Origin of the sequence: Siminovitchia thermophila (assembly GCF_016909185.1) — a bacterium.
GTDB lineage: Bacteria > Bacillota > Bacilli > Bacillales > Bacillaceae_C > Siminovitchia > Siminovitchia thermophila.
Genome location: NZ_JAFBFH010000065.1, coordinates 1 through 4,914 on the forward strand (window position 1 = coordinate 1; position 4,914 = coordinate 4,914).

Below are 4,914 nucleotides of genomic sequence, written 5' to 3' on the forward strand. Positions count from 1 at the left end.
GCTCTGGAAATCGCCAATAATACGGAATATGGCTTGACAGGAGCCGTTATTTCCAACAACCGCGCGCACTTGGAGCAGGCGCGGGAAGATTTCCATGTGGGCAACTTGTACTTCAACCGCGGCTGTACGGGAGCAATTGTCGGTTACCAGCCTTTTGGCGGTTTCAACATGTCGGGAACCGACTCCAAAGCGGGTGGCCCGGATTACTTGTTGCTTCACATGCAGGCGAAAACAACGTCAGAAATGCTGTAAGAAATGGAAGGCCCTCTTCTTTGAGGGTCTTCATGTGAAAATATAAGGGGGAACATACGAATGTCCAATTCTGCTCAAATTATTGAACAAACCGAAAAATTTGGTGCCCGCAACTATCACCCGCTTCCCATTGTTATATCAGAAGCCGAAGGTGTATGGGTCCAAGATCCGGAAGGCAACCGTTACATGGATATGCTAAGCGCTTATTCAGCAGTAAATCAAGGTCATCGCCACCCGAAAATTATCCAGGCGTTGAAAGAACAGGCCGATAAAGTAACGCTAACTTCAAGAGCTTTTCACAATGATCAGCTTGGACCTTGGTATGAAAAGGTTACGAAATTGACCAATAAGGAAATGGCTCTTCCGATGAACACGGGCGCTGAAGCTGTTGAAACAGCAATTAAAGCAGCTCGCCGCTGGGCATACGATGTAAAAGGAGTTGCCAATGACAAAGCGGAAATTATTGCGTGTGAAGGCAATTTCCACGGACGTACAATGGCTGCCGTTTCACTTTCTTCTGAAAAGGAATACCAACGCGGGTTTGGTCCGCTGCTCCCTGGAATCAAGCTTGTTCCATATGGGGATTTGGAGGCCTTAAAGGAAGCAATTACACCGAATACAGCGGCATTTTTAATTGAACCAATTCAAGGAGAAGCCGGTGTTATCCTCCCTCCTGAAGGATTTTTGAAAGCTGCTCGGCAAGTATGTAAAGAAAACAATGTCCTCTTTATAGCCGATGAAATTCAAGCGGGGCTCTGCCGCTCAGGTAAAATGTTTGCTTGCGACTGGGAGAACGTTGAACCCGACATGTTTATTTTAGGAAAAGCACTAGGCGGCGGGGTATTCCCAATCTCTTGTGTGTGTGCCGATCAAGACATTTTGGGCGTATTCAATCCTGGTTCACACGGATCCACGTTTGGCGGAAACCCATTGGCCTGCGCCGTATCAATCAAAGCTCTGGAAGTATTGGAAGATGAAAATCTTGCGGCGCGTTCACTTGAACTTGGGGAGTATTTTATGTCAAAATTGAAAGAGAGTGAAAACCCAATGATCAAGGAGGTCAGGGGAAAAGGTTTATTTATTGGCGTAGAATTGCATGAGGAAGCACGTAAATATTGTGAATCGCTTAAGGAACAGGGACTGCTTTGTAAAGAGACACACGATAATGTAATCCGCTTTGCTCCGCCACTTGTCATAACGAAAGAAGATTTGGATTGGGCGCTCACACGTATTAAAAAAGTGCTATCATAATGGTATAATGTTTTTGATCACAATATAAAGAGGCGAAAAAAAACGATGGCAGAGAATCTTAACTTATTTACATCAACTCAAAAGGTTATTAAACATAGCCTTAACAAGCTTGGATTTGGGGAGGAAATGTATGAACTGTTAAAAGAACCGATTCGAATGTTGACCGTAAGAATCCCGGTTAAAATGGACGATGGTTCCGTCAAAGTTTTCACCGGATATCGTGCCCAGCACAATGATTCCGTCGGCCCTACCAAAGGAGGGGTTCGCTATCATCCTGATGTGACGGAAGAAGAAGTCAAAGCGATGTCTCTATGGATGACTATCAAATGCGGGATCGTCAACTTGCCGTACGGCGGTGGAAAAGGCGGGATCGTTTGTGATCCTCGTACGATGTCTATGGGTGAAATCGAACGTCTCAGCCGCGAATATGTAAGGGCCATCAGCCAAATTGTCGGCCCTACAAAAGACATTCCGGCACCAGACGTATATACGAACTCCCAAATCATGGCTTGGATGATGGATGAGTACAGCCGTCTCCGTGAAAATGATTCTCCAGGGTTCATCACGGGTAAACCGATTGTTCTTGGCGGTTCCCAAGGAAGAGAAAAAGCCACTGCTCAAGGAGTAACTATTTGTATAGAAGAAGCTGCCAAAAAGCGCGGGATTGATTTAAAAGATGCGAGAATTGTTATACAAGGATTTGGCAATGCGGGAAGCTTCCTGTCGAAATTCCTGTATGATGCGGGTGCAAAAATTGTCGGTATATCTGATGCTTATGGCGCTCTTCATGATCCGGACGGACTTGATATTGATTATTTGCTTGACCGCCGGGACAGTTTTGGAACGGTTACGACCCTTTTTGAAAATACCATTACGAACAAAGAACTGTTTGAATTAGACTGCGACATCATCGTTCCAGCAGCTGTTTCGAACCAAATTACTGGGGAAAATGCTCCCAATATTAAAGCATCCATCGTTGTAGAAGCTGCCAATGGACCTACAACAGATGAAGCGACGAAGATTTTGACAGAACGGGGAATTCTCCTTGTGCCAGACGTACTTGCGAGTGCCGGCGGAGTGACCGTTTCCTATTTTGAATGGGTACAAAACAACCAAGGCTATTATTGGCCAGAAGAAGAAGTCAATACAAAATTAACAGCTAAACTTGTAGACGCCTTTAATAATGTATATAATCTGTCGCAAAGCAGAAGAGTCAACATGCGCCTTGCAGCATATATGCTGGGCCTTCGCAATGTTGCTGAAGCGTCGCGTTTCAGAGGTTGGGTATAATAAAGAGAAGACTGCCAAAACAAGCGGCGGTCTTCTTTTTATTGCAAAAAAGCATAACTCCCCCGTTAAGAGGAACAATAAAAAAAACAACGGAGGGAGCAGTTATTATGATTCAAATCGACTCAAGGATAGAAGGCAGGCGCTTCAATTTGCATCATCTGGAGCAGTTGCTAAAACCGCGCGGATATACGATTGGCGGAAACTGGGACTATGACAAAGGCTTTTTCGATTATAAAATGGCTGATGATGGCGGCTATCAATTTTTGCGCATTCCTTTTACCGCAGTGGAAGGCGAGCTTGATAGCAGAGGAACTGTAGTTGAGTTGGAAAAGCCGTTTGTCCTGAATCATGTTTATCAACGCGGATTGGATGATCACGTAAATGTGGGCAATATGACCGCTACACTAAATCAATTTCAAGAACCTGAAGATCCGGATGGCTCGGTTGATGAAAAATATATCATCCAAGGAAAAAAACTTGTCAAAAAACTCGAGTCCATTCTTTCTAAATGATCCAGGTATCGTTGATCAAAAAATTACTACTCGTAAAAAACTCTATATGAAAAGTACTATATCTAACAACTTCTAAATGGTGATCATCACCTTTGGAAGATTAGAGTGAGAAGGCTGCCACGAAAAACATGGACAGCCCTTTAGATATTCTCATTAACTAGGCAATGACGAGGACTTTAATATCCCGGCAGGCTACATATGCATCTGCTGTACCGATACGTAGTGTTACGCTGCAAGTTTCTCTATCATGGCTAATAAATAGTCCAGTTAAGAGTTGTGGTGCATCACCAGTAGAGAATAAGACGGGAGTATTTCTGGCAAGATCCCTTAGCTTCTCACAGGCACAACCTTTGCAATTGTCGCGTCTGCTGCAGCAATGTTCATGTTTATGCATGTGCTCACCCCTTCCATGCAAGTAATGTTCATGCATGTCGTTATCCCAATCATGATGGAAATGAACTTGTTTATGCATGTGATCGTCCCAATCGTGGCAATCATGTTTATGCATGTGGTCATCCCAATCGTGGAGGTAATAATCGTGCGTTTGTTTGCTTTTTCTTTTATCATCGCTATAGCGATGTCTGCGCTCTGCAACTTTGCAATCGCACCAATCATCGTCGCTGTGTCGATGTTCATCAAAATCTCCTGATTCCCAGATTAGTGGTCTGCTTCGACAAGAGAAGTCTTCATGGTCATGCGCAAAATCTTCCACGATGTACACTTATATCACTCCTTTTTCTTTAATAAAGGCGAATATGCCTTTGTTAATAGTCTATTAAGGAAATTTGTACAATGATTGGACAATCGCTCTAATGAAAGAGAACATTTTTTTATGTGAATTTGCCGATTTAATTTGATACTCGTAAAGCATTTACTGATTGTTCTATTGCTGTTTTTGTTTCCTCTAATATTTCTGAAGGATCGGCTTCCAAGTTTACTTTTTGCAGGCTTTGAAGGGGATCTAATATTTTTTTGATATAGTCCAGTACTTCATGATTTTCATGCACTTTGGTAAGCAGTTGATCCAGGTTTTCTTGGGGAATGGTTAACCCCTTTGCTGGATTTAAGATAGCTGCTTTCATTTTCTCAGAAAGTTCATTCAGATGATTAATCAAGTTTTGGTTAGGTTGCACCACTGATCACTCCTTTTTCACATTTATAATAGGATATTATTCATTGATGAATAACGATTGGACAAACAAAATAGATATATGCACATTTTTTATACATGTTCAGGGAGAGTTCCTGAAAAGACGAAAAACATACTAAGATTAGTGGGTAAGGTCATCGACGGATGACTTTGCCCACTATTTTTCTTTTTAGAGTTATAGTGAGAAGTGAAAGAAAGTCCGACCGAAGCCTCGGGGATTGCGAATCCGAATGATAAACTGGGCTTCTTCACTTTCATTTTTGAATCAGGTTTAAGTATGTTGGGGCCATAGAGCTCGTGTATAGGAAATTGGAATCGAAATGAATAAGTGGAGATCTTTCAAATAATCAAGAAGAGAGAGGCGAAAATATTGGGATTAGTCATTGCTTTAGATATCTCTATGGGGAAAAGCTACAAAGTCACCTATGATGATCAAACTTGTCTTTCGGAAGGAGAAAT

The 4,914-nt window shown here is 42.5% G+C and carries 6 protein-coding genes; 4 read left to right on the forward strand and 2 right to left on the reverse strand.

Translation table 11 applies throughout. The features are described 5' to 3' along the window. The 4 genes from JOC94_RS22295 to JOC94_RS22310 form a co-directional block, all read left to right on the forward strand. On the forward strand, window positions 1-252 hold a 252-nt coding region (locus tag JOC94_RS22295), incomplete at its 5' end, for an aldehyde dehydrogenase family protein (protein WP_205180395.1). Window positions 253-312: 60 nt separating this feature from the next. Then, window positions 313-1,503: an ornithine--oxo-acid transaminase gene (locus JOC94_RS22300; RefSeq protein WP_077113081.1), complete on the forward strand. Its 1,191-nt coding sequence runs from the start codon at window positions 313-315 to the stop codon at window positions 1,501-1,503. 45 nt (window positions 1,504-1,548) lie between these two features. Continuing rightward, the gene (locus JOC94_RS22305) at window positions 1,549-2,793 is read left to right on the forward strand and encodes a Glu/Leu/Phe/Val family dehydrogenase (RefSeq protein ID WP_077113080.1); all 1,245 of its coding nucleotides are present in this window, start codon (window positions 1,549-1,551) and stop codon (window positions 2,791-2,793) included. Window positions 2,794-2,900: 107 nt separating this feature from the next. Next, window positions 2,901-3,305 (forward strand): YugN-like family protein, encoded by a 405-nt coding sequence (locus JOC94_RS22310; RefSeq protein WP_077113082.1) that lies wholly within the window; start codon window positions 2,901-2,903, stop codon window positions 3,303-3,305. A 327-nt stretch (window positions 3,306-3,632) separates the two neighbouring features. On the opposite strand, the gene JOC94_RS22315 is transcribed toward JOC94_RS22310, so the two are convergent. Together JOC94_RS22315 and JOC94_RS22320 are read right to left on the reverse strand one after the other, a co-directional pair. After that, on the reverse strand, window positions 3,633-3,941 hold the full coding sequence (locus JOC94_RS22315; protein ID WP_077113079.1) for a hypothetical protein: 309 nt from the start codon (window positions 3,939-3,941) through the stop codon (window positions 3,633-3,635). A gap of 212 nt (window positions 3,942-4,153) precedes the next feature. Further along, a complete protein-coding gene (locus tag JOC94_RS22320) occupies window positions 4,154-4,438 on the reverse strand; it encodes a hypothetical protein (RefSeq protein WP_077113078.1) in 285 nt (94 codons plus the stop codon). Window positions 4,439-4,914: the final 476 nt, after the last annotated feature.